The following is a 24,018-nucleotide window of genomic DNA, read 5'->3' as shown; positions in this document are numbered from 1 at the left end:
GCTCTGCATGACGGTCTGAAAAGGCCGACAAATCAAGTCGTTGCCCAAGCCCTGTCGCCTTTTTTATACGGCACGTTGCCGTCGTAGCGGCCGGGCACGGGCAGGTAGCGCAGGGCCTTCGTAGCGCCCACTTCTGAGGTGAAGAAGCCCAGCAGCGTGAGTTCCTTCATCATACGGAAGTAGTGCGCGGGGTCGTCTTTTTGCTTGTTTTGGGTGAATGCCTTTTGCTCGGCATCCAGGGCGGTGAGGAAGGCGGTGCGCTGGGCCGCATCGCAAGCCAGGAAGCCTTTGCCGTTTTTCGTTTTGCAGTCCTGGTCGAGCTTGGTGAGGCCGTTGAGGAAGATTTTCTGGTCGGCGGGCGTATAACAGTCGCGCACCATCACGCTCATGAAGCTGCCTACTTGGGCAGCTTTGGCCCCCGGCGTTTTGGTGGCGGGCAGGATGGTTTCGCCTACTTCATCCAAGAAACTGACCTGGTTGGCATCAAGAAACGGCTTTGCTTCTTTCGCGGCGGCAGGTTCCTTGGCGGCGGTTTTCTCTTCCTTATTAGTAGGAGAGGAGCAGCTGCTCAGGAAAAAATCGGCTCCGATAACGGTGCCACCCATGATGATGGCCACGCGGGCCAGGGCGTCTCTTCTGTTCATGATGGGGGACGGTTTAGAGGTTTTGCTTTTTGAGCTCGCTCACGGCGTGGTCCACGGCGCGGGCCGTGAGGGCCATGTAGGTCAGCGAGGGGTTCTGGCAGGCGGCCGACGTCATGGCGGCCCCGTCGGTTACGTACACGTTCAGGGCATCCCAAATCTGGTTGTGGGCATTGAGGACCGACGTTTTAGGGTCGCGGCCCATGCGGGCGGTGCCCATCTCGTGGATGCCGCCGCCCAGGTTGTAGCCGTTGTTATAGGTCTTCACGTTCTTCAAGCCCGCTTTTTCCAGCATTTCCTGCGCGTCGGCCATCATGTCGATGCGCATCTTCTGCTCGTTGTCGCGGATGCTGGCGTCGATGGCCAGTACGGGCAGGCCCCACTTGTCCTTCTTAGTTTTGTCGAGGCTAATCTGGTTGTCGTGGTAGGGCAGGGTTTCGCCGAAGCCGGTGATGCCCATGGTCCACTTGCCGGGCTCGGTGAGGGCATCCTTGAAATCACCGCCGATGCTCATTTCCGGAATTTCACGACTCCAGCCCTCGCGGCCGGCGCTGCCCTGGTAGCCGAAGCCGCGGATGTAGTCGCGCTTATCACCAAACAGGTTGCGGAAGCGGGGAATGTAAATGCCGTTGGCGCGGCGGCCATATATGTATTTGTCCTCGAAGCCTACCACGTCGCCGTGCGCGCCGGCCCGGAAGTGGTGGTCCATCAGGTTGTGGCCCAGCTCGCCGCTGCTGCTGCCCAGGCCGCCGGGCCAGATGTCGGTGGCCGAGTTCATCAGCACCCAGGCCGAGTTCAGGGCCGAGGCATTAAGGAAGATTACCTTGGCGTAATACTCAACGGTCTGGTTGGTTTCGGCATCAAGCACTTCCACGCCCTTGGCGCGCTTGGTGTCCTTGTCGTAGAGGATTTTGGTGACGATGGAAAACGGCCGCAGCGTGAGATTGCCGGTGGCCACAGCGGCCGGCAGCGTGGCCGACTGCGTGCTGAAATACGACCCGAACGGGCACCCCAGCCAGCATTTGTTGCGGTACTGGCAGTTCACGCGGTTGTGGTGCGGCACCGTGATGTTGGCCGTGCGGCCGATGACCATGCGCCGGTGCTCGTAGTGCTTTTTGATGCGGGCGGCCACGTCCTTTTCCACCACGTTCATCTCCATGGGCGGCATAAACTCGCCGTCGGGCAGCTGCGGTAGGCCCTCTTTTGAGCCGCTGATACCGGCAAATTTCTCCACGTAGCTGTACCACGGGGCCATTTCTTTGTACCGGATGGGCCAGTCCACGGCGATGCCGTCTTTAGCATTGGCCTCAAAGTCGAAGTCGCTCCAGCGGTACGACTGCCGGCCCCACATCAGTGAGCGGCCGCCCACCTGGTAGCCCCGGAACCAGTCGAAGGGCTTAATTTCCACGTAGGGGCTGTCCTTGTCGCTGGCCCAGTAGCTGAGGTTGGTTTCGTTGAGGGTGTAGTCGCGCTTCAATACCGGGTAGTCGGCAATCATTTTCTGGGTTTTGCCACCCCGATGCTCAAATTCCCACGGGGCCTTGTTGGCGTTCACGTAGTCCTTGATGTGCTCCACGTTGCGGCCGCGCTCCAACATAATGGTTTTGAGACCCTTTTCTGTCAGTTCCTTCGCGGCCCAGCCACCCGAGATACCCGACCCGATGACAATGGCATCGTACGTATTTTTTTCCATGTTACGCTAGCAAATGATGTGGAATTTGAGAAAGGAACCAATCGGAGTCTCATCTGCTGGCATCAGGCCGACGAGCAGTACGGGCCACGCAGTGCGAGCAAATATAAAATAATTTGTTGCCGGCCAACCACTACGGGACCAATAATTTACATAATATTGCTAATGATGAGTGTCCACCCACTTACCAAGGTATCGAGGGCGCAATCCAATCTATTAGCAGATTGTATTTTAAAGTAATGCAAAGGGTTCATTGCTAGTGATTTGGTCAATTCTGCTGATTGACTGCCAGGCTTCCTTCCCCAGTTGAAAAAATCCACTAACTACCTATGAGCAAGCTCCCTGAAACGCCGCTGAATAACCTGCCCGAAGCCCCGTCGCGGCGCGAATTCCTCAAGCAGGGCGCTGCCGCGGCGGCTGTTTTTATGATTGTGCCGCGCTTCGTGCTGGGCGGCCGGGGCTACACCGCGCCCAGCGACCAGCTGGTGGTGGCCGGCGTGGGCGTGGGCGGCAAGGGCGAAAGCGACCTGGCCGCCTTCGCCAAAACCGGCAAAGTCCGCATCGGCTACCTGTGCGACGTGGACGACCGCCGCGCCGCCCGCTCGGTGCAGGCCTTTCCGCAGGCGAAGTATTATAAGGACTGGCGGCAGCTGCTCGATAAGGAAGGCAAGAATTTCGATGCCGTCTCGGTGTCCACACCCGACCACAACCATGCCGTTATCACGCTGGCGGCCATGCAACTGGGCAAGCACGTCTACGTGCAAAAACCCCTCACCCACGATATCTACGAAGCCCGCGCCCTGACCGAGGCCGCCAAGCGCTACAAAGTGGTGACCCAGATGGGCAACCAGGGCGCATCGGGCGACGGCGTGCGGCAGCTCCAGGAATGGTATGACGCCCACCTCATCGGCGAGGTGCACACCGTGTATTGCTGGACCGACCGGCCGGTGTGGCCGCAGGGCATTGCCTGGCCCCCGCCGGCCACCGCCGTGCCCAAAGAGCTGGATTGGGACTTGTGGCTGGGCACCGCGCCTCAGCGGCCCTACGTGGATAAGCTGGTGCCCTTCAACTGGCGCGGGTGGTGGGAGTACGGCACCGGTGCGCTCGGCGACATGGGCTGCCACCTCATGGAAGCGCCATTTCGGGTGCTGAATTTGGGCTACGCCACGGCGGTGCAGGCCAGCGTGGGAAGCGTGTATGTGGACGAGTTTAAGCGCGGCTATTTCCCCGAAAGTTGCCCACCATCCAGCCACGTCACACTCACGTTTCCCAAGACGAATAAGACCAAGCACGAAGTCACCATGCACTGGATGGACGGCGGCATTCAGCCCGAGCGGCCCGAGGAACTGGGCCCCAACGAGAAGTTTGGCGACGGCGGCAACGGCATCCTGTTCATCGGCAAAAAGGGCAAGATGATGGCCAGCATCTACTCCGCCGACCCGCGCCTGCTGCCACTTTCCCGCAACCAAGAGGTGCACGTGAAACCCAAGTTGGACCGTGTGCCCGATGGTGCCAACGGCCATTACGCGCAGTGGGTCGAAGCCTGCCTGGCCGGCTACGGCAACAAAGCCGTCAGCTCGCCTTTCGAGCTGGCCGGTCCGCTCACCGAAGCCCTGCTCATGGCCAACCTCGCCATTCGCGGCTACGATATTCAGCGCCCTAAAACCACCGGCGTGGGCTTCGACTACCCCGGCCGGGGCATCGAGCTGCTCTGGGACCCGCAGCAACTGCGCGTCACCAATTTTGAGGAGGCCAACCAGTTTGTGAAGCGCACGTACCGGCCCGGCTGGTAGGGGGGGGCTAAAATGGGTCGTCGTTCACTTCCACCCAGTAGTTATCCGGGTCCTGCAAATACACCTGTTTTACGCCGTCGGGGCGGGCTGTCGATTCTTTGGCTTGCCCGGCCCAGCTGCCATAGACGGTGGCGAGCTGGTCGAGATGGGCGGTGAATTTTTTCAGGTCTTTCACGCTGAAAGCCAGGTGCATGTTCTTGTCGTGCGGCTCTACTTTGGCCGCGCCCTGAATGATGTGCAGCTGGCTGTGCGGCCCCATCCGAAACCAGACGTGGCGGCCGTCCTTGAAGGGCTCCGGAATCTGCTGCAGCTCCAGCACCTTGCCGTAGAAATCCACGCTTTTCCGCAGGTCGAAGACGTAAAGCGCGACGTGGCTGACCGTTGGCGTACTTTGGGCGAAAACAGAGCCCGCGTTGCCCAAGGCGACAATTAGCCCCAACAAGCTGCCAAAAAGCGTTTTTTTCATAATTCAGGAAGTATTTGGGGCTGCACAAACAGACCGGTGAAAGCTGCCGCAAGGTGCAATTATTTTTCGAGCCGCCGGCATCCCATTTTTCTGACTTGCAGATGCTTGTCGTACTGAATGCACGTTTGAAGAATGGCTGAATCTGTTTGGGTTATTCTTGACGTATGGGCTCAGCGCCATTAAAATTCAGTAGAGTGCGGTAGAGTGCGCCGGGCGGGTGGCGCTACTTTTGGGCAGTTCAATTTTTCAGTCCGCCCTTCCTTCCTGCATGAACATCAATTCCGCCTTCAGCCTGACTGGCAAAACCGCGCTGGTAACCGGCTGTAATAAGGGCATTGGCCAGGCCATGGCCCTGGGGCTGGCCGAGGCCGGGGCCGACATCATCGGCGTATCGGCTACGCTGGCGGCCGATGGTGGCGATACCGGCCGCCAGGTGCGGGCGCTGGGCCGCGATTTCCACGCCTACCAGGCTGATTTCAGCCAGCGCGCCGCCACCGATGTTTTCATCACGCAGGTGCAGCGGGATTTTCCGCGTATCGACATCCTTGTTAATAACGCCGGCACCATCCGTCGCGCCCCAGCCGTCGAACATTCCGACCAGGACTGGGACGACGTGTTGGCCATCAACCTCGACGCGCCGTTCCGCCTCGCCCGCGCCATTGGCGGCCAGATGCTGCGCCAGGGCAGCGGCAAAATTATTTTCACGGCCTCGTTGCTCACCTTCCAAGGCGGTATCAACGTGCCCGGCTACGCGGCCAGCAAGGGTGCCCTGGGCAGCTTGGTGAAGGCGCTGGCCAACGAATGGGCCGGCCGGGGCGTGAATGTGAATGCCATCGCGCCCGGCTACATCGCCACCGACAATACCACCGCTCTGCGCCAGGACGAAGAGCGCAGCCAGACCATTCTGGGCCGCATCCCGGCCGGCCGCTGGGGCACGCCGGAGGATTTCAAAGGCCCCACCGTGTTCCTGGCCTCGGCTGCTTCGGACTACGTGCACGGCACCATCCTTACCGTGGATGGCGGCTGGATGGGGCGGTAATTATAGCCAGGTTTTATACTTCAGGAGTATGGTGAATAGGCTTTTGCCTCTTGGCGCGAGGTGCCAAGGCCGTCGATTCCCAGCTCCACCACGTCGCCGGGCTTGAGGTACACGGGCGGCTTCATGCCGAGGCCCACGCCGGCGGGCGTGCCGGTCGAGATGATGTCGCCGGGCAGCAGCGTCATGAACTGGCTGAGGTAGGAAATCAGGAAGGGAATCTTGAAAATGAGGTTGGCGGTGGTGCCGTCCTGCATCATCTGGCCATTCACGGAGAGCCAGAGGCGTAGGTCGTCTACGTCGCCGATTTCATCGGGCGTGGCCATAAACGGGCCGACGGGTGCGAAGGTATCGCAGCCCTTGCCCTTGTCCCAGGTACCGCTGCGCTCCAGCTGGAATTCGCGCTCCGACACGTCGTTATGCAGCGTGTAGCCGGCGATATACTCATGGGCATCAACTTCTTCTACATAAGAAGCACGCCGGCCGATGACCACAGCCAGCTCGACTTCCCAGTCGGTTTTCGTCGAGTTTTTGGGGATGATGAGGTCGTCGTTCGGCCCCGCGTAGGCGGTGGTCGATTTCATGAACAGCACCGGCTCGGGTGGGGGCGTGGCCCCGGTTTCGCGGGCGTGGTCGGCGTAATTCAGGCCGATGCACAGGATTTTGGAGGGCCGGGCCACGGGCGGGCCGAGGCGTTCGCCGGCGGCGATGGGCGCGAGCCGGCCTTCGTGGGCTTGCAGGAATTCGGCGAGCCGGTGCAGGCCATCGGTAGCAAAAAAGGCTTCGTTGTAATCTTCGCCGAAGGCCGAAACGTCGAACTTTTGGTCCTGGATGATGATGCCCGGCTTCTCATGGCCGGGCTGGCCGTAGCGGATGAGTTTCATTGGGGAGGCGGTGCAAGGATGGATTCGGATAGTAAAAGAACGGCATGCAGAGCGTAGTCAAAGCATGGCCCCACCCCCATGACGGGAGTGGGACCAGACCGACGCTTTCAGCCGGATGCCTACATGTTTCAAACCAACAGCCCGTACCCTACACCGGCTCCCGCAACGCGGCCAGCACCTTGTCCGGTGTCATCGGTACGGAGCGTAGGCGGCGGCCGGTGGCGTGAAACACGGCGTTGGCCACGGCGGCGCTGGTGCCCACGATGGAGATTTCGCCGATGCCCTTCACGCCCATGGCATTTACGTAAGGGTCGTGCTCGTCAATGAATTCCACGGTCATGTCCGGGATGTCGGCATTCACGGGGACGTGGTAGCCGGCCAGGTCGGCGTTGGTGTAGCGGGCGTAATGCGGGTCGCGCTCGGTGGTTTCCATCAGGGCCGCGCCGATGCCAAAGATGCTGCCGCCCATCACCTGCGAGCGTGCCGTTTTGGGGTTGAGGATGCGCCCGCCGGCAATCACGCTCACCCATTTGGTCACGCGCACGGTGCCCAGTTCGGGGTCAACATGAACCTCGCAGAAGTGCGCCCCAAAGGCATGCATGGAGTGCTCGCTGGCGTGGTCCTTTTTGCTCGGGTCCGCTACGGCAGTGGCTTGGGCGGCCTCGTAGCCGCTGCCGTAGCGGCCCAGCGCGCTGCCTTCGATGTCGCCCAGGCCGGCACGCTTCATGATTTCGCTGAACGCCTCGCCCTTGCTGGGGTCGGCTTTGAGATGCAGGCGGCTTTTTTCCATCACCACGTCGGCCGGCTTAGCCCGGAACAGCGGCGATTTGCTGTCCATCACGGCCAGCTTGATGAGCCGCTGCCACACATCCTGCGCTGCCAGATACACGCTCGACGACACCCGGCCCGCCGCCGTGGAGCCGCCCGACCACTGAGTGCTCGGCAGGTTGGTATCGCCCAGCTCGAAGCGGATGTTTTCGGGTGGCAGGCCCAGCGAATCGGCGGCTACTTGGGTCATCACGGTGTAGGTGCCGGTGCCGAGGTCGGTGGCCCCCGCCTGCACCACGGCGTGGCCGTCGGCGTAGAGGCGCACGCGGGCGTTGCCCTGCGAGTTGTGCACCGGGTAGCTGGCCGTGGCCATGCCGTAGCCTACCAGGAGCTTGCCGTCGCGGGTCTGGCCGTTTTTGGGGTTGCGCTGGTTCCAGCCCATGAGCTCGGCCCCGCGCTGGTAGCACTGTTTCAGGCTCTTGCTGCTCCAGGGGTGGCCGTTGGTGGGGTCTTTTTCGGCGTAGTTCAGCAGCCGAATCTGGATGGGGTCGATGCCCAGTTGATAGGCCAAGTCATCCATCGAAGACTCGATAGCGAAAGCCCCGGGCATGTCGCCGGGCGCGCGGGTCGAGGTCGACGTCATCACATTGGCCTGGGCCAGATGGTAAGTGCCCTCGAACGTCGGCAGCGCATAGAGCATGTTGGTAATGCGGCTGTTGGTTTCGGCGTAGTCATCCCAGGGCGAGGTCGTGGACGACTTGTCGTGGATGAGCGCCAGCAGCTTGCCCTCCCGCGTGGCCCCGAGGCGTAGCGTCTGGGACTGTTCTTCGCGGTGGCCCATGCTCGTGAACTGCTGCGGGCGCGTGAGCACCAGCTTCACCGGGCGGCCTACGGCCCGGGCTACCAGCGGGGCCAGCACGGTATGCGGCCACACCCATGCCTTGCAGCCGAAGCCGCCACCGATGAATTTGCAGACCACCCGCACCTGCTCAGTGGCCAGTCCCAGCATGGCGGCCAGCGTCTTCTGAGTTTCCAAAACTCCTTGCGTGGCGTCGTACACCGTGAGGCGGTCGGGCGCTTCCCAGTGGGCCGTGGTGGCCCCCGGCTCCATCGGATTGTGGTGGATGGTGGCGTGGGTGTAGGTGGCCGTGAGCTGCACCGGGGCGCTGGCAAAGGCCGTTTGCGCGTCGCCGCGCTTGGTTACGCCGGGCATGTATTTCACGGTTTTGGGAATATACAGCTGGGCCTTCGGGTCGAAATAAGAGGACACGGGCACCTCCGGCGCAATACTCACTTTCAGCAGACTAGCCGCGTACTGGGCGCGCTCCAGCGTATCGGCCACCACCACGGCCACCGGCTGGCCGGCGTAATATATCTGGTCCGACGCCATCGGGAAAAAGCTCATTGGCGAGGATACGAAGGCCTTCCGGTCGTCGGGCGAGTTGGGCGTTTTGGCCAGCTTGGGCAGGTTTTCGTGCGTGAAAATGGCCAGCACGCCCGGCGCGCGCTGGGCCGCGCTGGTATCGATATTTTGAACACGGCCTTTGGCCACGTCACTGGTTTTGAGCACGGCGTGTACCAGGCCCGGCAGCCGGTTGTACTCGCCCGAGTAGGTGGCGTGGCCCGTCACCTTGGCCCAGCCATCGACGCGGCTCATGGGCTGGCCCACCACGCCGGCCTGGGGGTTGGTTTCGGAGAAGGTTGGTTCGAATTCCATGGTTTGTAGTGCCTGATGCTGATAAAAGAACGTCATGCTGAGCGCAGTCGAAGCATCTCTGCCGCTTCGTTGCAACGGCATTGATTAGTTGCGCAGTAGAGATGCTTCGACTGCGCTCAGCATGACGTTCTTACTAAAATACTGTCTTACTAAAATGCTGAGGATGTTACCCCGCCACCTGCTGCAAGGCGCGCACCAGCGTGTTCTGCGCCAGTTCTACCTTGAAACGGTTGTGCTCCTGCGGCTGCGCGTCCTGCAAGGCTGCTGCCGCCGCCGCCCGAAACGTAGCCTCCGTCGCTGGTGCGCCGGTCAGCACTTTCTCGGCCTCGCGGGAGCGCCAGGGCTGCGCGCCCACGCCGCCCAGCGCCACCCGCGCCGCGCGGATAGTGCCCGCCTGCACGTCCAAGCCCACGGCGGCCGAGGCCAGCGCGTAGGCGTAGCTGCTCCGTTCGCGCACCTTCAGGTAGGTCGAGTGTTGGGCGTGGGCGGTGGTTGGAATGGTCACGGCTACAATCAATTCGCCGGATTCCAGCACGGTTTCCTTCTGGGGCGTTTTGCCGGGCAGCAGGTAAAACTCCGTGACGGGCACACGGCGCTGCTTGCCCTTCTGGTTTTCCAGGGTCAGCACGGCATCGAAGGCGGCCAGGGCCACGGCCAGGTCGCCGGGGTAGGCGGTGGCAATGCAGCTCTCGCTCACGCCCAGGATGGCCAGGTTGTGGTTGTCGCCCTCCAGGGCTGGGCAGCCCGAGCCGGGCACCCGCTTGTTGCACGGAAATGCCGCATCGCGGAAGTAGCCGCAGCGGGTGCGCTGCAACATATTCCCGCCAATGCTGGCCATATTCCGCAGCTGCGGCGAGGCCGCCAGCAGCAGCGCCTGCGACACGGCCGGAAACTGCTGCACGACCAGCGCGTGCTCGCCCACGGTGTTCATGCGCTCCATCGCGCCAATGCGGAGCCCGTCGGCCGTTTGCTCGATGCCTTTGAAGGGCAGTTGGTTGATATCGACCAAGTGGGGCGGCTCGGCCAGGTTGGCCTTCATCATATCCAGCAGCGTGGTGCCGCCGGCGATGTAGGCCGCCTGGGGCTTGTCTTTCAGAAAGCCGGTGGCCTCTTTGGTTGATGCGGCCTGGGTGTAGCTGAAGTCGTTCATATTATGTGGTATGACGTTCTGTTAACCTTTGAAACCGCTATTTTCAACTTCGCGCACGGCGGCCAGAATGTTGGCGTAGGCCCCGCAGCGGCAGATATTGCCGCTCATCCATTCGCGGCATTGGTCGTCGGTTTTGGCGTGGCCCTCGCGCACGCAGGCCACGCCGCTCATAATCTGGCCGGGCGTGCAGTAGCCGCACTGGAAGCCGTCGTGTTTCACAAAGGCCGCCTGCATGGGGTGCAGCTCGTCGCCTTTGGCCAGACCCTCGATGGTGGTTATTTCCTTGCCCTGGACCATCACGGCCAGGGTGAGGCAGGAGTTCACGCGCTGGCCATCGACCAGCACCGTGCAGGCTCCGCACTGGCCGTGGTCGCAGCCTTTTTTGGTGCCGGTCAGGTCGAGCCGTTCGCGCAGGGCGTCGAGGAGGGTTACGCGGGGCTCAGCGCGCACGGTGCGGGCCTGGCCGTTGATGCGTAGCGTGAGGTCGGTGACGCCTTCGATGGTTTTGGCGTAGGCCGTTAGGCGTTCGGCCTGGGCCACCAGCGGCGGCGCCAGTGCCAAGCCCAGAATGCCGCCGGCCTGCTTCATGAAGGAGCGGCGCGAGCCGTTGTCGGGGTACGATTCGCCGGGTGTATCAGGAATGGGGAATAAGTCGGAGGTCATAACGGAGGAGTAGGAGGAGGGAAGTGAGAAGTCCACATGCGCCGACACCAAAATCGACTCAAGTAGTAGCCGTTCTTTTGGCCGCAAGCAACAGGCCGTCAGGGTGCTGCTAAAGTGTATTGCTTTTTACGGATGAATTTACCAAAGGTCTTTTCCCCGACCCGCTAATTCTTATAGCTTTCAAACAGATACTTACACTAATCAAACAGCCTTTACGGAAAGCGGCCGATGTGCTTTTCGTAAAGGCTGTCGAAATTATTTAGGGCCGTTATGCTTCGGTTCCGCTCCGCATGAAGGCCTTTTGAATTGCTAAACAGCTTCATCATAAGCCAGCGACGACGACAGCTCCCGGTAGGCGTTGAGCTGCTGCTGAAGCTCAGCGGCCACCTGCTCGGCGGTGGCAATGGCATCGGCTCCGGCCAGAAAGCGGCGGGGCGGATTTTCCTGGCCTGAAATGGTGAGCAGGGCCTGCGCCAGTTTAGCCGGGTCGCCGGACTGCTGGCCGTTGTAGCCCCGCCAGAACTGCACCTGCGCCGCCCGCCGCTCGTCGTAATCGGCAATGGCGTTTTCGGCGAAATTGGTGGACTCTTCGGTTAGCAATTCGGTGCGGAAAAAGCCTGGATTGACCACAATGGTGTCGATGCCAAACGGCGCGACTTCGGCCTGCAACGACTGCATCCAACCCTCCAGCGCAAATTTCGACGCGGCGTAAGCGGCTCCGAACTCAAAACCCACCAGCCCGGCCGTGGACGAAATGGTCATCACCTGCCCCGCCCGCTGCCGACGCATCACGGGCAGCACGGCCCGCGTCACGTTCATCGGGCCGATAAGGCTGGTGGTCAGCTGTTTGTCCATCTGCTCCAGACTCAACTCCTCAAAAAAGCCCGCATAGAAATTAGCCGCATTATTCACCAGCACATCCAAGCGGCCAAAGCGCTCGATGGCCGCCGCCACGGCCGCCGTCGCGTCGGCCGGCTGGGTGATGTCCAGCTTCACTACCAGGAGGTTATCGGCGGTGCCCAGGGCTTGGGCCACCTTCGCGGGGTTACGGCCGGAGGCTACCACGGCGTGGCCCGCCGCCAGCGCGGCTTTCGCAATATCAACGCCCAGACCCCGGCCCGCGCCGGTGATGAGCCATACTTTTTTATCCGTCATGGGTTGGTTCGTTGGGGCTGGTTAGTGGGGCTAGCCAGCGGCGGTGGAATCGTTTCAGCTTCCTTCTGGAAGCAGTACAAAGGTCCCCCGGCTTGCCGCCAGCCCCACCACACGAATCAATCCATTCAGTAAGAAAATCAATCAGCCTCGCGCCAGGGCGGTCGGGCGGCTGGCATCTGTACCAAGCTGCGCCCGCAGGGCCGAAGGCGTCAGGCCGGTGTGCTTCTTGAAGAGGTTGTTGAAGTAGTTGGGGTACTCGAAGCCCAGGCCGTAGGCAATTTCGGCCGTGCTCCAGTCGGTGTGCAGGAGCAGCGCTTTGGCCTCGCCCACGATGCGCTCGGCAATGTGGGTGCCGGTGGTTTTGCCGGTCAGCTCGCGCACGGCTTTGTTCAGGTGGTTGACGTGCACGGAGAGGTGCCGGGCGAAGTCGCCGGGCGTGCGCAGCTTCATGCCGTGGTCGGGCGCATCGATGGGAAACTGCTGCTCCAACAGCTCCTGAAACAGCGCAACGATGCGCGTGGCCGCGTTGGGGTGCTGGTAGTAAGTGGTTTGGGGCTGCATCTTCAGCGCCTCGTGGATGAGCAGGTTCAGGTAGGTGCGCAGCAGGTCCTGCTTGTAGGCGTAGCCCGATTCCATCTCCTGCAGCATCTTGCGGTAGAGCTGGGCAAACGTCTCAAACTGCGCTTCATCCACAAACGCCACCGGGTCGGTGCCCACCCGGAACAGCGGCGACTCATGCAGGCTGCTGGCCCGTTCGGAGCCGCTCCAAAAGTCCTCCGTAAACAGGCAGAAGTAGCCTCCCTGCGCCTCCGAAAGCGGTTCCCACGAAAACGGGACCTGCGGATTGGAGAACACCAGCGCCGGCCGGTCAATGAGCACGCCCCGGCTGGCGTAGTTGATGCGCCCCGCGCCGGTCATCAGCGAAATCTTGAAAAAGTCGCGCCGGCTGTAGCTCATCTCCCGGTTGCAGAAGAGCGCTCGGTCGTACACATTGAAGCGGCCCGTGGTGGCCACCGACACATGTTGGGGTGCAAAATTCAACTGCGGGTTGCCCTGATGCTGAAAAAACTGGTCGACGGTTTCGGGATTTTGCATCCGGCAAAGGTACGCAAATCAAATAATGAGCCTTGGCGAACTTTGAGAGTGTAGAAGGAAAGAACAACCCCCGGTACCTCATGCTTCTGTTGCGCTCAGCACGACGTGCTAAAAAACTCACACCGCCCGCCGAAAAGCCAGCGGCGTGCTGCCGGTGTGCTTCTTGAAAAAGTTGTTGAAGTACGACGAGTACTCAAACCCCAGGCCGTAGCCGATGGCCGCCACGTCCCAATCGGTGTGGTGCAGCAGGGCTTTGGCTTCGCCGATGACGCGCTCGGCGATGTGGGCGGTGGTGGAGCGGCCGGTGACTTCCTTCACGGCCCGGTTCAGGTGGTTGACGTGCACCGCGAGCTGGGCCGCAAAGTCCTGGGCAGTTTTCAGCGGCAGGGCCTTATCCGGGCTCTCGATGGGGAACAGCCGCTCCAGCAGCTCCAGAAAAAGCGTGGTGATGCGCGAGGCGGCGTTTTTGTGCTGGAGGAAGGTTTCGGCCGGTTGCATGCGCAACGCCTCGTGAATCAGGAGCTGGATGTAAGTGCGGATTAGGTCGTTTTTGAACAGGTACTCGGTGCCTTGTTCGGCTAGAATCTTCTGAAAAATGCTTTGGGCATAGGCGGCCTGCACGGCATCGAGGTGGAAAATGGGCGTGCCGCCGACCTTGAACAGCGGTGACTGCTGCAGGCTTTCCGACCGGTCATTCTCCTTCATAAAAGCCTCGGTGAAAAGGCAGGAATAGCCCGTGAGGCGCGGGGCGTGCAGCTCGATGGAGTACGGAATGTGCGGGTTGGCGAACATCAGGCAGTTGCCGTTCAGCTCGATGCTGCGGTCGGCATAGTGCACGGTGCAATGGCTGGTGACCAGGGCCACTTTGTAGAAATCGCGGCGGCGGTAGGTGGGGCCGGGGTTCACGGCCGTGTCGACTTCGTAGGCCTTGAAGCCTTTCAGCTTCAGCTCCTGGGCATTGAGGTCCTGATGCGTGCCGAGCTGGCGGGGCGGGGGCGCGGGGGCTGATTCGGTATTCATGGGCCGGATGGTAAAAAGAAACGGTTGCAAACACCGGCCGGACGTATCCGGCGGCTTGCGTAAAAGGGGAATTGATAAGTTTACGTTCGGCTACTCTGCGCCGGTCGTTTGCAGTTGCTTCTCGCGCAGCTTATACTCCTCCAAATCCAAAATGGTGAGGTGCTTACGAATTATTTCCTCGTCAAATTCCATGCGGTGGTTCATCTCGTGCAGCAGGGTGCGCTGCTGCTCCAGCAGCGTCAGGTAGTGCCGGTGGAAGCGGTGTAAGGTTTCATCGGGCGGGCCTTCCGAACCTTCCAGCTCTTGGGTAAAAAACGCCGCATCGAGCTGGAGGCGGGTGCGTAGGTTGTGCAGATAGTCGTCGTTGGGCGAGCCGTCGGGGCCAGCCGCCGATTCTACATAGCTTAGGGCTTGCAGGGCCAGCTTTTTCTGCAGAATCAGCTCCTGGCGCTCCTCTGGAATTGTTTGATGCCGGTTCTCGGGGTTTACTTTCCGAATTAGCCAGGGCAGCGTCAGGCCCTGGAAAACCAGCGTCACGAGAATAACCACGAAGGTGATGAACAGGATAAGGTTGCGGTAGGGAAAGGGCTGGCCCTGCGGCGTGAGTAGCGGAATGGACAGCGCGGCGGCCAGCGACACCACCCCGCGCATGCCCGCCCAGCCCAGGATTATCGGCCCGCGCCAGCCGGGGTTCGCATCGGCTACGGTGATGAAGCGACTGGCAAACATCGTGACCAGCACCGCGCCAAACGAGCACAGCAGCCGTCCCACCACCAGCGTGAGCGAGATGAGTAGGCCGTAGCCGATGGCCGGGCCCAGGCCAGCGTCCAACTCCCGCGTGATGGTGGGCAGCTCCAGCCCGATGAGCAGAAACACCAGCCCGTTCAGCACGAAGCTCAGCACCGACCATACATCAATGCTCTCGATGCGACTGCGATACGTCAGCATCGAATGGCGCTTGCTGGACAGTAGCAGGCCGCCGCTCACCACCGCCAGCACGCCGGAGTAGTGGAAATGCTCGGCCGCGTAATACAGGCAGTAGGGCGTGAGCAGCGTCAGCACCGTATCGATGCTGGGAGTAGTGGGCAGCCAGCGGTGAATGGCATAGAACACCATCCCAATTCCCAGCCCAATGGCGGTGCCCAGCACAATAACCAGGAAAAAACTGCCCGCCGCCGCGCTAAACGCGAATTGCCCGGTGAGCACTGCCGCCAGCGCAAACCGAAACACAATCAGCGAGGCCGCATCATTGAGCAGGCTTTCGCCCTCAATAATGCTGAGCATCTGGCGCGGTACCTTGACCTGCTTCATAATGGTGGTGGCCGAAATGGCATCGGGCGGCGACACAATGCCGCCCAGCAGAAACCCCAGCGCCAGCGTGAACCCCGGAATCAGCGCGTGCGACACCACCGCCACAATGCACGAGGTGATGATTACCACCGGAAACGCGAAGCTGGCAATCACCCGCCGCCACTTCCAGAATTCCTTCCACGACACCTGCCAGGCCGCCTCGTACAGCAGCGGTGGCAGGAACACCAGAAACACTATTTCCGGGTCAATCTTAATATTATCAAACAACTGCGTGACGCTGAGCGCCAGCCCGCCCAGCACCAGCACAACGGGGTAGGCCAGCCGCAGCTTCTGGGCCAGCATCACCAGCGCCAGAATAATCAGGACCAGAAAGACGAACTCAAAGAACAGGTTTTGCATGGGGCGACGCCGGAAATGAAACAACGAAAGCCCAACGCTGGGCTCTGGCAAGGTACTTCACTACCTGTGGGTTCGTGTGTAGGGGCGGGGGCAAGCCTTACGGGGTATGACCCTGCCCATACATTCTACCGACGACCGGCCGTGGCCGCATCAAATACACGGCAGAAATTACCGCCGCCGAATTTGCCGATTTCATCTGCCGTAAAGCCCGTCTTCAAAAGCGCATCGACCACGGCGTAGTAGAACCCGGCCTTCTGGTCCGCCCACGCCTCGTTCGTGCGCTCGCCAACCCTGCGGCCTTTTTGGCCGCCTTGGGGAGGCGGGCCGCCCGGCTTGGGGCCGCCGCCGGGCGGCCGGTAAGATGTGGTCAACTTGGTATCGGTGCCGATGCAAACGTGGTTGATGCCAACGACTTCGACCAGCGCCAGCACGTTCTGTGCGTATTCCAACGCAGAATCGGCCAGGTGGGTCCACACGCCAATCACGCCGCCCGCGTCGGCCACGGTTTTCGCGTGCTCCCTGCTGATGAGCCGAGGATTCATCATACGGGCTAGGTTTTGGTTTTGGCCCAGCTGGGTATCGAGGCCGGTATGGGAGATGAGCACGGGCTTGCTCGTCACTTTCAGCGCCGCCGTCACGGTTTCCACATTAGCGTGCGACAAATCGACGAGAATGCCCAGCCGGTTGCACTCCCGAATGGTGTCGGCCCCGAAAGCCGTCAGCCCGCCCCACTGTGCGGGATTCGTGAACACGTCGCCCAGCGGCACCGATGCGTCGTGGTCGTGCAGCAGGCCGAGGTGGCGCAGGCCCCGGTCGTAGGCCACTTTCAGCCGCTCCAGCTTGCCTTCCAGAAAGTGCCCGCCCTCCACCGATTGGATGACGGTGGGCCGGTGTTTTTGGTGGGCGGCTTGCAGGTCGGCCAGGTTCAGGGCGCGTTTCAGGCCGTTGCGTTTCAGTTGGTGGTCCATGGCGGTCAGCCCGTTCAGGAACCGCTCGTAGGCATCACCGGGATTTTTCAACTCCTGATAATCAACCGCGAAAGTCATGCAAATGGCCGACAAGCCCGACTTTTTCAACTCGCCGGATATGTCGAGGTCCGGCCCAGGCAGTTCGGCTTTGGCGAGGGGCACATCGACGTGGTTGTGGGTGTCGATGCCCATGGTGCTGGCCACCAAAGCAGCCACCAGAGAGTCCTCCTCGTCAATCGCCCACGCGGCCAGCGGGTTGAGCATCATTACCGCACTCGCCCCGGCGGCGGTGAGCAGGAAATCCCGGCGGGACCAGGTTGGGTGAGGCTTCATCAGGAGAGAATAGGGTTACCAGCAAACGCACCTTGCCCTGCGAACTGCTTACAAGTAGGGGCTCAGCCGGCCTTCGTTGCAAGCTGAGCCCCTATACGCGGGCATTTTATCGACCAATTAGCGGTTTATCATCTTCTGCGCCGCTTCGGAGTAGCGCGCGCCCTGCACGGCAATCTGAGCCGCCGCCGCCTCAATCTCTCCCAGCGTATCGCCCGACAGCTCCAACTCAACGGCGGCCAGGTTTTCTTCCAGCCGGTGTAGCTTGGTGGTGCCGGGAATGGGCACAATCCAGGGCTTCTGGGCCAGCAGCCAGGCCAGGGCAATCTGGGCCGGCGTAGCGTTTTTCTCTTGGGCAATGCGGCCCAGCAGGTCCACCAGCGCCTGGTTGGCCTTGCGGTTTTCGGGGTCGAAGCGCGGCACCGTATTGCGGAAGTCCGACTTATCGAATTCGGTATTCTGGTCGATTTTGCCGGTTAGAAAGCCCTTGCCCAGCGGGCTAAACGGCACGAAGCCAATGCCCAATTCTTCCAGCACCGGCAGGATTTCCTGTTCCGGCTCGCGCCACCACAGCGAGTATTCGCTCTGCAAAGCCGTGACCGGCTGCACCGCGTGGGCCTTGCGGATGGTTTGCACGCCCGCCTCCGAAAGGCCGAAATGCTTCACTTTACCCTCGGCAATCAGGTCGCGGACCGTCCCGGCCACGTCCTCAATGGGCACGCCTGGGTCCACACGGTGCTGGTAAAAGAGGTCGATGCGGTCGGTACGCAGGCGCTTGAGCGAGGCTTCGGCTACGGCGCGGATGTTTTCCGGCCGGCTGTTCAGCCCGCCGCCCGTGCCCTGCACCGAGGTATTGAAGCCGAATTTAGTGGCAATCACCACCTGCTCGCGCAGGGGCTCCAATGCCTCGCCCACCAACTCTTCGTTGGTGAACGGGCCATACACTTCGGCCGTATCAAAAAACGTGACGCCGCGCTCCACGGCCGCCCGAATCAGCTTTACCATTTCCTCCTTGTCGGCGGCCGGCCCTAGGCCGAAGCTCATGCCCATGCAACCCAGCCCGAGGGCCGATACTTCGAGGCCACTGGTGCCCAAGGTGCGATTTTTCATAGTAGTTTGTAAGAGGGTAAAAGGGTGACTTAAAAGCCCAGGCGAGCTATTTGCGTTGGTTGCGGCCCAGCTCGCCCAGCCACTTCACAATTTTCGGGTCGCGGTGGTCGAAGAACACGCTGGCCCCGGTATCCAGGGTTTGGATGGCGGCCATGTCCTCGGCGCTCAACTCGAAGTCGAACACGTTGAAATTCTCCGCGATGCGCTCCGGCTTCACCGATTTCGGAATCACCACCACGCCGCGCTGCGTGAGCCAGCGCAGGATAATCTGGGCCACGCTTTTCTGATATTTCCGGCCTAGGCCCACCAGCAACTCGTTGGTGAACATGCCGTTTCGGCCCTCCGCAAACGGCCCCCACGACTCAATCTGCACCCCATTTTCGGCCAGAAACTGCTGTGTCTCCACCTGCTGGTGGAAGGGGTGGGTTTCAATCTGGTTCACCGCCGGCACCACCTCGTGGTGCACGATGAAATCCATCACCCGGTCAGGCGGGAAGTTGCTCACGCCAATGGCCCGGATGCGGCCTTCCTTATACAGCTCCTCCATGGCCCGCCAAGCCCCGTACACATCCCCAAATGGCTGGTGAATGAGGTACAAATCCAAATAATCAAGCTGGAGCTTCCGCAGCGACGCTTCAAATGCCGGCTTGGCGCGCTCGTAGCTGGCATCCGCAACCCAGAGCTTGGTTGTGATAAACAGCTCTTCCCGCGGCACGCCGCTTTTCCGAATGGCATTGCCCACGGCCTCCTCGTTCTGGTAGGCTGCGGCGGTGTCAATCAGCCGGTAGCCCGCCTTTAGAGCGGCCAACACGCTGGCCTCGCACTCGGCCGCATCCGGAATCTGATACACGCCAAAGCCAAGGATAGGCATTTTTACCCCGTTATTTAAGGTTACGGTCTGCATAAATTATTGGTGTTTAAACTGTTGAAATTGGACTACTGTAAAAGCCAAACTACTGTTTTCCGTCACCGCTCGTGCCGGCTTCTGTGGTCTGTGGCTTGTTTGGGGCCGCAGCATCATTACGCGGGATGCCATGTTTTAACTAAGGCAAAGGTCCGCACCTTCACCTTGCCTGGAAATCACGATTCAAACCGATAATTATAAATTTCAAACACATGGCCGCGCTGCTGCGGCAGTAGTCAAACAGTGTGATGAATTGTATGACGTGGGCAAAAGCCCGGCGTCCTGAAGCACGAAATAGTCCGTTGCCAGTCTGGCATTATAAAGGTTGCGGCGGCTGTATGCCTGCATGGGACATATTCGCTTTTGACCCATTAATCATTCATAAACAATGCATTACGCGAAACGCATCTGATGCCGTAAGGGTAGGCCAATCCGTCTGCTGCGGAAATCAGGAATTAACCCGAATATTATATTTTTCAACCGGTTGACAGCGGCTCGGCGGCAACTCGATGGACAAGTTTCACCGAAGAGGTATTGAAGCGCAATGCTCACCGCAGCAGTTCAAAGGCTATCGGAAGAAGTTCGATTTCTCGTCTTCTGGCGGCTGGACTGCTTCAGCCCAGAAGGGCCCTGCCCACGCTCATAGCGCCAGAAGGAACTGCGCGACCCAGTAGCCAAGTACGTGAAAAGCGCATCGCAGCGTGCCACTAGCTTTGATTTGGTCAATAAAAAAGGCCATTTCCGGGTAGGAAATGGCCTTTTTTACAAACGGTAGCGGTCTGGACGGGACTCGAACCCGCGACCTCCGCCGTGACAGGGCGGCATTCTAACCAACTGAACTACCAAACCGTTTGTCTTGTGGAAAAGCCGGATGCTGTTCCATAATTAAGGCGACAAAACAAGCTGACAAAATCTTGTATTGACGTAAAAGAGAAATAAAAAGGCCGTTCCCGTACTGGAAACGGCCTTTTCGACAAACAGTAGCGGTCTGGACGGGACTCGAACCCGCGACCTCCGCCGTGACAGGGCGGCATTCTAACCAACTGAACTACCAAACCGTGTGTCTCAAGTGGAGAAGCCGTGTGCTTTTCCGCTTTGGTGACACAAAGGTAGGGGAAAGAAATTGCCACCCGCAAGGATGAGGCCAATATTTTTCTCGAATCTGTCGCGTTTTGGAGCTTGGGGGTTGTTTATCAGTCTGATTATTTTTCTGGCGCTACCGCAACGGCAGATGTTTTACCTTTGCCAACCGCCGTGCCCACGGCATTTAGGGCCGATGGCAGCGGGTATAAGTCCTGTTTAGACCGCTGCTACCCGCTATTTTCGCCTTCCTACTCACTTGCCAAGCCATTCGCCGCTCATGCTCCTCGATTTTGAACAACCCATCGCTGCCCTCGAAGGCAAGCTTCTTGAAATGCAGAAACTCGCTGCCGACAGCGACGTGGAAGTAGGCGAAGCCGTCGCGGCGCTGGAAAAACGCATCAAAGACCTTAAAAAGGAAACCTACGCCAACCTCACGCGCTGGCAGCGGGTGCAGCTCTCGCGCCACCCGGAGCGGCCCTACACCTTAGACTATATTGAGGGCATGGCCGAGAAGTTCGTGGAACTGCACGGCGACCGCACCGTGGGCGACGACAAGGCCATGGTGGGCGGCTTCGGCGAGATTGATGGCCAGACGGTGATGTTCATCGGCCAGCAAAAGGGCCACAACACCAAGCAGCGCCAGTTTCGCAACTTCGGCATGCCTAATCCCGAGGGCTACCGCAAGGCCTTGCGCCTGATGAAACTGGCCGAGAAGTTCAACGTACCCGTGGTGACACTCATTGACACGCCCGGCGCTTTCCCCGGCCTGGAGGCCGAAGAGCGGGGGCAGGGTGAGGCCATTGCCCGCAACCTCAAGGAGATGTTCATGCTGAAGGTGCCGGTTATCTGCGTCATCATTGGCGAGGGCGCGAGCGGCGGGGCATTGGGTATCGCCATCGGCGACCGGGTGTTGATGCTGGAAAATACCTGGTACTCTGTTATTTCGCCGGAGTCGTGCAGTAGCATTCTGTGGCGCTCCTGGGATTATAAGGAACAGGCGGCCGAAGCGCTCAAGCTCACGGCCACGGATATGAAATCGGCCGGTCTGGTTGATGGTATTGTGAAGGAGCCGCTGGGCGGGGCACACACCGCGCCCGAAATCATGATTGAAACGCTAAAAAGCACGTTGCTGAAGACGCTGAAGGAACTGAGCGCGATTTCGGTGGCAGACCGGATTTCGCAGCGTATTGATAAGTTTTCGGCGATGGGCGTGGTGGTGGAATAGGTTAAGGTTGGAAGGTATGGGGGAGGAGGGCAAGAGTTGGAATACTAGCGTATAATTGTCCCTCATACCTCATACCATCCCACCCTCATCCCCTAAAAAATGACCATCCACACCATCGATACCGGCCTTTTCAAGCTCGACGGCGGCGCCATGTTTGGCGTGGTGCCCAAAAGCATGTGGCAGAAGTTGAACCCGCCCGATGCCAACAACATGTGCACCTGGGCCATGCGCTGCCTGCTGATTGAGGATGGCGGCCGGTTGCTGCTGATTGATAATGGCATTGGCGACAAGCAGGACGAGAAATTCCGGGGCCATTTTTACCTGCACGGCGACGACACGCTGGAGAAGTCCTTGCGCAAGCTGGGCTTCTCCAGCGCCGACATTACCGATGTTTTCCTGACGCATCTGCACTTCGACCATTGCGGCGGCTCGGTGCAGCGCCGGCCCGATGGGGTATTGCAACTGGCTTTTCCGAATGCCACCTATTGGAGCAATGAGGCGCACTGGGACTGGGCCGTGACGCCCAACCCGCGCGAAAAGGCCAGCTTTCTGAAGGAGAACATTCTGCCGATTCAGGAAAGCGGGCATTTGAAGTTTATCGACCTGCAAAAGGGCGTGCCCGATGAGCTGCCACAGTTTCGAGAAATCATTCTGGCCGACGGGCACACCGAGAAAATGATGGTGCCCGTGCTGGATTACAAGGGCCGCACGCTGGCTTTCATGGCCGACTTGCTGCCCAGTGCCGCGCATATTCCGCTGCCCTACGTGATGAGCTACGATGTGCGTCCGCTCATCACGATGCCCGAGAAAGAAGCCGTGCTGCGCCGCGCTGCCGAAGAAAACTGGGTGCTGCTGCTGGAACATGACCCTACCAACGAAGCCTGTACCGTAGCCCTGACCGACAGAGGCATACGCCTGGACCAGACCCTGCGGGTGGCGGATTTGTAATTCGGTGGAGTGGCGGAATAATGGGAGAACAACGTATCAGGACAAAATCCGACAGCTAAGAACGTGCAGCTTCCTTACGACCCCACCAATTCGCAAACCCACCAACGGACCAATCCGCAGCTTGGGTTGGCATTATCGGGCGGCGGGGCGCGCGGGATTGCGCACCTGGGCGTGCTGGCGGCCTTGGATGAGTTGCAGTTGCCGGTGGCGCAGCTGGCGGGTGTGAGCTCGGGGGCCATTGCCAGCGTGTTTTACGCGGCGGGCTTTGCGCCGCGCGAGATTTTGCGATTATTACTGGCTACCAATGTGTTTCGGCTCACGCGGCCGGCGTTCAGCCGGTTTGGGCTGCTGCACCTCGATGCGGTGGAGCAATTGCTGGCCCGGCACCTGGGCAGTACGGTCAATTTTGAGGATTTGAGCCGGCCGCTGACGCTGGTGGCCACGGATTTGATGGTGGGCGAGTCGGTGTATTTCAATTCGGGGGCGCTGTTGCCGCCGCTGCTGGCTTCGTCAGCGGTGCCGATAATTTACCGGCCGGTGGAGTACCAAGGGCGGCAGCTAGTGGATGGCGGCCTGCTCAATAACCTGCCCGTGGAACCGCTGCTGGGCCAAACGAACCTGCGCGTGGTGGGTGTGCACTGCAACCCTATCAACCCCGAAGCCCGCATTCCCACCTTCCGCCGCCTCATCGAGCGCACCCTGCACCTAGCCATCAATGCCAACACGGCGGCCCGCAAAAACCAGTGTGACCTGCTGCTGGAGCCGCCCGAGCTGCGCCACTACCGCCCCCTGAGCTACAAGCGCGGCCCCGAGCTGTTCGACATCGGCTACCGCTACGCCATGGGGCAGGCCGAGGCCTTGCAGGCGTTGCTGTAGGCGCGGGCGGCCCCTGAATGCAATTCTGGACCAATTGCCCATCTTTGCACTCCCATTGAATTCGGGGCCGAGCGGCGGCATCGAGGCTCTGGCTGTTTTTTTCCTTTCTCCTTGCGCTTATAAACTGATGTCTCCTGAGTCTGCTCGTTCGAAATCCCCTTTCTGGTATGCCATGGCCAAGCTCGTGTTCGGCGTGGCCGGCTGGCACCTGGGCGAGATTCACAACCCCGACATCAAGAAAAGCATGATGATTGCGGCCCCGCACACCAGTAACTGGGACATCATTCTGGCCCGGGCCGCCTTCTATTTGATGGGGGTACCCGTGCGCTTCACCGTGAAAAAGGAGTGGACCGAAAACTTCGCGCTGGGCTGGCTGGTGAAGGCCATCGGCGGCCTGGCCGTGGACCGCAGCAAGAACAACAGCCTCGTGGATGGCATGGTGAAGCTCTTTGATGAGCACGAGGAACTGGTGATTCTCATCACGCCGGAGGGCACGCGGGCCTACCAGCCGCGCTGGCGTAAGGGCTACTACTTTGCGGCCTTGGGCGCGCACGTGCCCATCCGGCTGGGGTACCTGGACTATGCCAAAAAGGAAGCCGGAATCGGCGAAGCCGTGTGGCCCACAGGTGATTACGAGGCCGATGAGGCCAAAATTAAAGCGTTTTATCGCACTAAATCGGGGCGCTTTCCCGAGCAGGGCGTGCGCTAGGAATTAAGCTTCAAACGCCCTCGGCCCGAAAAACCTGCCAGCTTTTGGACAGGTTTTTCGGGCCGAGTGGCGTTTGA

20 protein-coding genes and 2 tRNA genes are annotated in these 24,018 nt (G+C 60.4%); 6 read left to right on the top strand and 16 right to left on the bottom strand.

The features are described 5' to 3' along the window. Window positions 1-32: 32 nt before the first annotated feature. Both ACYU70_RS04395 and ACYU70_RS04390 read right to left on the bottom strand, forming a co-directional pair. A complete protein-coding gene (locus tag ACYU70_RS04395; protein ID WP_342299926.1) occupies window positions 33-644 on the bottom strand; it encodes a gluconate 2-dehydrogenase subunit 3 family protein in 612 nt (203 codons plus the stop codon). A 13-nt stretch (window positions 645-657) separates the two neighbouring features. Then, window positions 658-2,334 (bottom strand): GMC family oxidoreductase, encoded by a 1,677-nt coding sequence (locus ACYU70_RS04390; RefSeq protein WP_342299928.1) that lies wholly within the window; start codon window positions 2,332-2,334, stop codon window positions 658-660. A gap of 326 nt (window positions 2,335-2,660) precedes the next feature. On the opposite strand from ACYU70_RS04390, the gene ACYU70_RS04385 reads away from it, so the two are divergent. Next, complete coding sequence (locus tag ACYU70_RS04385) at window positions 2,661-4,124, top strand: Gfo/Idh/MocA family protein (protein ID WP_342299929.1); 1,464 nt, start codon at window positions 2,661-2,663, stop codon at window positions 4,122-4,124. Window positions 4,125-4,131: 7 nt separating this feature from the next. Here ACYU70_RS04385 and ACYU70_RS04380 read toward each other — a convergent pair whose 3' ends face one another. Beyond that, window positions 4,132-4,590, bottom strand: a complete 459-nt coding sequence (locus ACYU70_RS04380) for a VOC family protein (RefSeq protein ID WP_342299930.1) — start codon at window positions 4,588-4,590, stop codon at window positions 4,132-4,134. A 268-nt stretch (window positions 4,591-4,858) separates the two neighbouring features. Between ACYU70_RS04380 and kduD the strand changes: the two genes are divergently transcribed. Next, window positions 4,859-5,629, top strand: coding sequence for a 2-dehydro-3-deoxy-D-gluconate 5-dehydrogenase KduD (gene kduD, locus ACYU70_RS04375; protein WP_342299932.1), 771 nt, complete (start codon window positions 4,859-4,861; stop codon window positions 5,627-5,629). Between the two features lie 20 nt (window positions 5,630-5,649). Here kduD and ACYU70_RS04370 read toward each other — a convergent pair whose 3' ends face one another. The 13 genes from ACYU70_RS04370 to ACYU70_RS04310 form a co-directional block, all read right to left on the bottom strand. Beyond that, window positions 5,650-6,510 carry a fumarylacetoacetate hydrolase family protein gene (locus tag ACYU70_RS04370; RefSeq protein ID WP_342299934.1) on the bottom strand — a complete coding sequence of 287 codons (861 nt, stop codon included), beginning with the start codon at window positions 6,508-6,510 and terminating at the stop codon, window positions 5,650-5,652. A gap of 148 nt (window positions 6,511-6,658) precedes the next feature. Continuing rightward, on the bottom strand, window positions 6,659-8,995 hold the full coding sequence (locus tag ACYU70_RS04365; protein WP_342299936.1) for a xanthine dehydrogenase family protein molybdopterin-binding subunit: 2,337 nt from the start codon (window positions 8,993-8,995) through the stop codon (window positions 6,659-6,661). A 166-nt stretch (window positions 8,996-9,161) separates the two neighbouring features. After that, window positions 9,162-10,145 carry an FAD binding domain-containing protein gene (locus ACYU70_RS04360; protein WP_342299937.1) on the bottom strand — a complete coding sequence of 328 codons (984 nt, stop codon included), beginning with the start codon at window positions 10,143-10,145 and terminating at the stop codon, window positions 9,162-9,164. A 21-nt stretch (window positions 10,146-10,166) separates the two neighbouring features. Then, window positions 10,167-10,808 (bottom strand): (2Fe-2S)-binding protein, encoded by a 642-nt coding sequence (locus tag ACYU70_RS04355; protein WP_342299938.1) that lies wholly within the window; start codon window positions 10,806-10,808, stop codon window positions 10,167-10,169. A 309-nt stretch (window positions 10,809-11,117) separates the two neighbouring features. Then, window positions 11,118-11,963 (bottom strand): SDR family NAD(P)-dependent oxidoreductase, encoded by an 846-nt coding sequence (locus ACYU70_RS04350; protein ID WP_342299939.1) that lies wholly within the window; start codon window positions 11,961-11,963, stop codon window positions 11,118-11,120. Window positions 11,964-12,104: 141 nt separating this feature from the next. After that, on the bottom strand, window positions 12,105-13,058 hold the full coding sequence (locus tag ACYU70_RS04345) for a helix-turn-helix domain-containing protein (protein WP_342299941.1): 954 nt from the start codon (window positions 13,056-13,058) through the stop codon (window positions 12,105-12,107). 117 nt (window positions 13,059-13,175) lie between these two features. Then, a complete protein-coding gene (locus ACYU70_RS04340) occupies window positions 13,176-14,078 on the bottom strand; it encodes a helix-turn-helix domain-containing protein (RefSeq protein WP_342299943.1) in 903 nt (300 codons plus the stop codon). 90 nt (window positions 14,079-14,168) lie between these two features. Further along, window positions 14,169-15,788, bottom strand: a complete 1,620-nt coding sequence (locus tag ACYU70_RS04335) for a Na+/H+ antiporter (RefSeq protein ID WP_342299945.1) — start codon at window positions 15,786-15,788, stop codon at window positions 14,169-14,171. Window positions 15,789-15,913: 125 nt separating this feature from the next. Beyond that, window positions 15,914-17,089: a dipeptidase gene (locus ACYU70_RS04330; protein ID WP_342299947.1), complete on the bottom strand. Its 1,176-nt coding sequence runs from the start codon at window positions 17,087-17,089 to the stop codon at window positions 15,914-15,916. 117 nt (window positions 17,090-17,206) lie between these two features. Beyond that, window positions 17,207-18,196 carry an aldo/keto reductase gene (locus ACYU70_RS04325; RefSeq protein WP_342299949.1) on the bottom strand — a complete coding sequence of 330 codons (990 nt, stop codon included), beginning with the start codon at window positions 18,194-18,196 and terminating at the stop codon, window positions 17,207-17,209. 46 nt (window positions 18,197-18,242) lie between these two features. Continuing rightward, window positions 18,243-19,067: an aldo/keto reductase gene (locus ACYU70_RS04320; protein WP_425293339.1), complete on the bottom strand. Its 825-nt coding sequence runs from the start codon at window positions 19,065-19,067 to the stop codon at window positions 18,243-18,245. Between the two features lie 808 nt (window positions 19,068-19,875). Further along, a tRNA-Asp gene (locus ACYU70_RS04315) sits at window positions 19,876-19,949 on the bottom strand. A 135-nt stretch (window positions 19,950-20,084) separates the two neighbouring features. Beyond that, a tRNA-Asp gene (locus ACYU70_RS04310) sits at window positions 20,085-20,158 on the bottom strand. 302 nt (window positions 20,159-20,460) lie between these two features. Between ACYU70_RS04310 and ACYU70_RS04305 the strand changes: the two genes are divergently transcribed. The 4 genes from ACYU70_RS04305 (at window position 20,461) to ACYU70_RS04290 (ending at window position 23,941) form a co-directional block, all read left to right on the top strand. Then, window positions 20,461-21,408: an acetyl-CoA carboxylase carboxyltransferase subunit alpha gene (locus ACYU70_RS04305; RefSeq protein ID WP_342296424.1), complete on the top strand. Its 948-nt coding sequence runs from the start codon at window positions 20,461-20,463 to the stop codon at window positions 21,406-21,408. Between the two features lie 99 nt (window positions 21,409-21,507). Beyond that, the gene (locus ACYU70_RS04300; RefSeq protein WP_342296425.1) at window positions 21,508-22,356 is read left to right on the top strand and encodes an MBL fold metallo-hydrolase; all 849 of its coding nucleotides are present in this window, start codon (window positions 21,508-21,510) and stop codon (window positions 22,354-22,356) included. 63 nt (window positions 22,357-22,419) lie between these two features. After that, window positions 22,420-23,232, top strand: coding sequence for a patatin-like phospholipase family protein (locus tag ACYU70_RS04295; RefSeq protein ID WP_342296426.1), 813 nt, complete (start codon window positions 22,420-22,422; stop codon window positions 23,230-23,232). 172 nt (window positions 23,233-23,404) lie between these two features. Continuing rightward, a complete protein-coding gene (locus ACYU70_RS04290) occupies window positions 23,405-23,941 on the top strand; it encodes a 1-acyl-sn-glycerol-3-phosphate acyltransferase (RefSeq protein WP_342296427.1) in 537 nt (178 codons plus the stop codon). The last annotated feature ends 77 nt before the right edge of the window (window positions 23,942-24,018 follow it).

Source organism: Hymenobacter segetis, assembly GCF_054776495.1.
This window is presented reverse-complemented; position numbering and strand designations above follow the sequence as displayed.